Annotated in this window: 4 protein-coding genes; 3 read left to right on the top strand and 1 reads right to left on the bottom strand. The window is 43.7% G+C overall.

Annotation, left to right across the window (positions count from 1 at the left end; genetic code table 11):
• Positions 1 to 63: 63 nt before the first annotated feature.
• A complete protein-coding gene (locus MNV_RS06705) occupies positions 64 to 471 on the top strand; it encodes an HRDC domain-containing protein (RefSeq protein WP_096204673.1) in 408 nt (135 codons plus the stop codon).
• Between the two features lie 390 nt (positions 472 to 861).
• Here the strand turns inward: MNV_RS06705 and MNV_RS06700 are convergent, their stop codons facing one another.
• Positions 862 to 2,769, bottom strand: coding sequence for a phosphoadenosine phosphosulfate reductase domain-containing protein (locus MNV_RS06700; protein ID WP_096204672.1), 1,908 nt, complete (start codon positions 2,767 to 2,769; stop codon positions 862 to 864).
• Between the two features lie 432 nt (positions 2,770 to 3,201).
• On the opposite strand from MNV_RS06700, the gene MNV_RS06695 reads away from it, so the two are divergent.
• A complete protein-coding gene (locus tag MNV_RS06695) occupies positions 3,202 to 3,432 on the top strand; it encodes a hypothetical protein (protein WP_096204670.1) in 231 nt (76 codons plus the stop codon).
• A 100-nt stretch (positions 3,433 to 3,532) separates the two neighbouring features.
• On the top strand, positions 3,533 to 3,787 hold the full coding sequence (locus MNV_RS06690; RefSeq protein ID WP_218837929.1) for a transposase: 255 nt from the start codon (positions 3,533 to 3,535) through the stop codon (positions 3,785 to 3,787).
• Positions 3,788 to 3,790: the final 3 nt, after the last annotated feature.

Genomic DNA, 3,790 nt, shown 5'->3' with positions numbered 1-3,790 from the left:
AATAGATAACAGTTTGCTTTATAAATTTATAAATTATTTAAAAGGGTTACGTGCGTGAGACTTATGACGGTACAACTCCTATTGAGATTGAACCAGAGAAGCAGAACATTCCTTATGGGCTGCCTCACAGGTGGAGAAAAGGAGAGAGTCTTTTTGACAAAGCCGGAGGTTCAGGAGAAAGCGGTTGAACCGGAAAAGGATGCCGGATACGATGGCGGGCTGTTCGAGGTACTCAGGGTACTGAGGAAAAAGCTGGCTGATGCCGAGAATTATCCTCCATATATAATTTTTACAGACGCGAGCCTAAAACAGATGGCTGCCCTCTATCCGCGCACCCTCAGCGATTTCAGGAAGATAAATGGGGTGGGAGATAAGAAACTTGAAAAATATGGGGCTGTATTCGTGAAAGAGATAACGGATTATTATGAGAAACAGGAGTATACGCGCTCCTTTATCATCAGGGAAGAATGAACACAGGTAGCCGGATAACGAATCTGGGTTTAGTCGAGCCAGTGGCAATTTCAATATATTCCATTATTTTCTAATTTCAAGCAAATTAATCGCTTTTTGCTTGATGCTCATTGAGATGGTCTCTGTGCCCCTGCGTCTCTGTGGCTTCTAAAAAAACTTGCCACTGAGACACGGAGATGTTTTTTATATTGGATTTTTGCATGAAAATGTGGCGCTGAATCCTGAAATATTCTATTATAATCCCTCTGCGTCTCTGTGTCTCCGTGGCTAAATTATTGAACGCAAATGAAATTTTTAACAATCAGAATTATAAGTATTTATTTCAGTTTTTAAAGCCTTATCATAAAGTTTGCCTTTGGCTTAGCTGCGTTTATCTGCGGTTTTTATTTCTCATAAATCTGGCAAAAGCCTATCAAAATACTTTGCCACAACGCATGATTCAGTGCATTTTCCGCACCTGATGCAGTTCTCCTGTATCTTCAACCGCGGCTCGATAGTAATAGCTCCGGCAGGGCATACTTTCAAACACACACCGCACCCGGCACATTTTTTCACCCTTATTAATTGCTTCGCTGCGTTCTCAAATAGCGACAGGGCATCATCCTTACCGGGAGCATTAACAGAGATATGCCCCGATGAGAAGAGCTTGATATTCGAACTCCCTGTTCTTACCAGAAGCACTCCCAGGTCTTCAGAGAATACGCTCTCACCCAGCATGTTCGCAGTATTCAGGGCATCAGCAGGCGTAATCCCGGTGAGCTTCCCTTCCATGGTATACCCCCCTGTCTTGCAGGGTGAAACTCCACCTGTAACCACAATGCTGAATTCCTCGGGTTTATTTTTTAAGGTCGTATCTATCCCCAGTTCCTCAGCCAGGCGCATCATCTTCGGAGGCAGAGTCTTCCACCGCCAGAATCCATGCTCTATAAAAGAATCATCAAGCCCGTGCTCATTTGCCCACCGAAGAAGATAACCGCTCCAGCGCGCAAAAAGCTCAGGATGAAGTTCGCTGAACCTCTGGTATTCGGCGCTGAGCTCAGCAGGGCACAGCCAGCAGCCCACGCGCTCAAAGCCGAGGTCGTATAAAGGATTATAATCAAGCTTACGATAGTAAAGGTAGAGCCACACTTCTATGGCGCGCCATTCGCGTATCGGGAAAACGCTCACCTGCCCCGGAATAAAAGGATTCTCTTCTTTCGGGGCTATCCGCGCGCGGGTGAACGACTCGTATCTTCTCTTTCCGTCTATCGTAATGCATTTGCGCCCCTCCCGGACGCACTCTTCGATCACGCTGTTTATCGGTGCTAGTTTGCAGACCTTGCAGCACCACCTGAAATCCTTTGCAGGAGGACCGAAACTTGGAAGGTTTTCCCAGAAGGCTTCTTTTGCCTCCACCTCTACAAGATCAATGTTGTTTTTCCTGCAGAATCCCCTTACAAACCCGACCGTTTCCGGGAATTCGATACCTGTGTTCGCAAAAAACACCTTTAGCGGCTTTTTCACAGCGCTTCTTGTAAGATCAAGCGTAGTAAGGCTGTCCTTTCCCCCGCTGAAAGAAACGTAAACCGGCGAATCCCTTAATTCCTTCTGGTTGGCTATGCCCCGGATGGTGTTCACGGCATCCTTTACAAGCTGTTTCATATGCGGCGCATTGGCGCGGATGAGCTCATCACGCGAGGGGTTCTTTGATAGAAATGTTACTCTCTTCGAATCTATTTTCTTTATCTTTAATGACTTTCCTTCGATTTTCAACTCAACGCTATCCCTGTACGAAATGCCGAAGCCGCCCAGGTTTTTGCTGACCACAAGTACGGTATCGCCTGCCCTGATATCATCCGAACATTCAAGGATCTCGCTCCCATCTATGGTTTTCCCGCTCAAATGCCGCCCGTGCGAGGAGAGCTTAACCAGCTTTTTCCGGATACCTGAATCGATAAGCGCTAACGCCCCTTCAACCATAAGCTCAAGCTTGAAGCCGAGCTCTTTCATATCAAATCTCAATATCCCGAAGCGAATGCCATCCACCAGTATCTCATCCGTCTTGTCTTCGCCGGGGATTTTATTTAAAAGAACAAGCTTTCCTGCAAGGGGATTGATGCCGAATAATCCCGCCGTCAGGTCATCGATTATACCGGTCTCATGCGCTGAAACGAACCTGACATCGCCGGGCTGGGAAAGCTCAAGCTTTAAGCCCTTTCCATGGCATGAGCCGCACTGCTCATCCAGTATCGGGACATTGCAGTTCTTGCACCAGAAGATGTTGGTTTTTTCGAGATCGAAACGGTTTGGATTGTTCATTAGATTAAAAGAGTATTTTCCACTCTGTTACTCTATAAAGACAATCGTTCGTATTAACTTTTCTCCGAAATTTATTAAAAAAGGGTTTACTTAAGCCTATAACTGATGGGTGGTCTTGGCAGATATACAGGCGCATCTATCGAGCTTCACTGCAGTTAATGGCTATGCTTAATTCCTTTAAGCTGAAGGGGATGAGTTGGTCTTACCCTAATATGTTAATAGAAAGGGGTTGATGTCCGAAATTTGAAATTATTTATCCCTGTCTTGATAGCACATTTGAAATGCCAGCCATTTATTGTTACGTTTTAATAAAATTTTACATTAAACTAACGCAGTTAGTTGACTGAAAGAAGTTAGAATTCATTTACTATTAAAAATAAATAGGAAAAAATATACTTTATATACTATGAGAAAAATTAACAAGTGTATAATATGGATGGATCTGTAAACCAATTTCCTGAACAGGAAGCAAGAGATAATATTGATAAACAGCTCCGTGCCACCGGATGGGCGGTTCAGGATAAGGATAAAATTGACTGGAATGAAAGTATTGGTATTGCCATTCGTGGATATCAGACGGATGTTGGACCCACAGACTATACATTATTTGTTGAAAGAAAACCTGTTGGACTAATGTTAGTGTCCGGCGACCTGCTGGGGTAAATTTGACATTTTCGTAGCCATAACTTCTAAAGGATTCCTGTAACCAAATGCAGAGTTAGGTCTATGGTTATATCCGTATCTAGCATCTCGCAGCACATCATTGAATTTATTCAAATATCCTCCTGAAATACGGCGAATAATATATACGACCAATGCAATAGAGAATTTCAATAGGCAGATACGAAAAATCACAAAAACAAAAAGCTCATTCCCTACGGATGATTCACTATTCAAAATACTGTATCTGATAGTGTTTGACGCATCTGAGAAATGGACGATGCCTATGCGTGAATGGGGCATTATAGTGAACCAGCTAAGGGTCTATTTCGGCGAAAGGGTTGATACATATTTATAAATA

The sequence above is a fragment of the Candidatus Methanoperedens nitratireducens genome (assembly GCF_900196725.1).
Classification (GTDB): domain Archaea; phylum Halobacteriota; class Methanosarcinia; order Methanosarcinales; family Methanoperedenaceae; genus Methanoperedens; species Methanoperedens nitroreducens_A.
This window is presented reverse-complemented; position numbering and strand designations above follow the sequence as displayed.

Coding starts and splice junctions, on each gene's coding strand:
- MNV_RS06695 (WP_096204670.1), top strand. CDS start 3,202: ATGGATGGATCTGTAAACCAATTTCCTGAACAGGAAGCAAGAGATAAT.
- MNV_RS06700 (WP_096204672.1), bottom strand. CDS start 2,769: ATGAACAATCCAAACCGTTTCGATCTCGAAAAAACCAACATCTTCTGG.
- MNV_RS06705 (WP_096204673.1), top strand. CDS start 64: ATGACGGTACAACTCCTATTGAGATTGAACCAGAGAAGCAGAACATTC.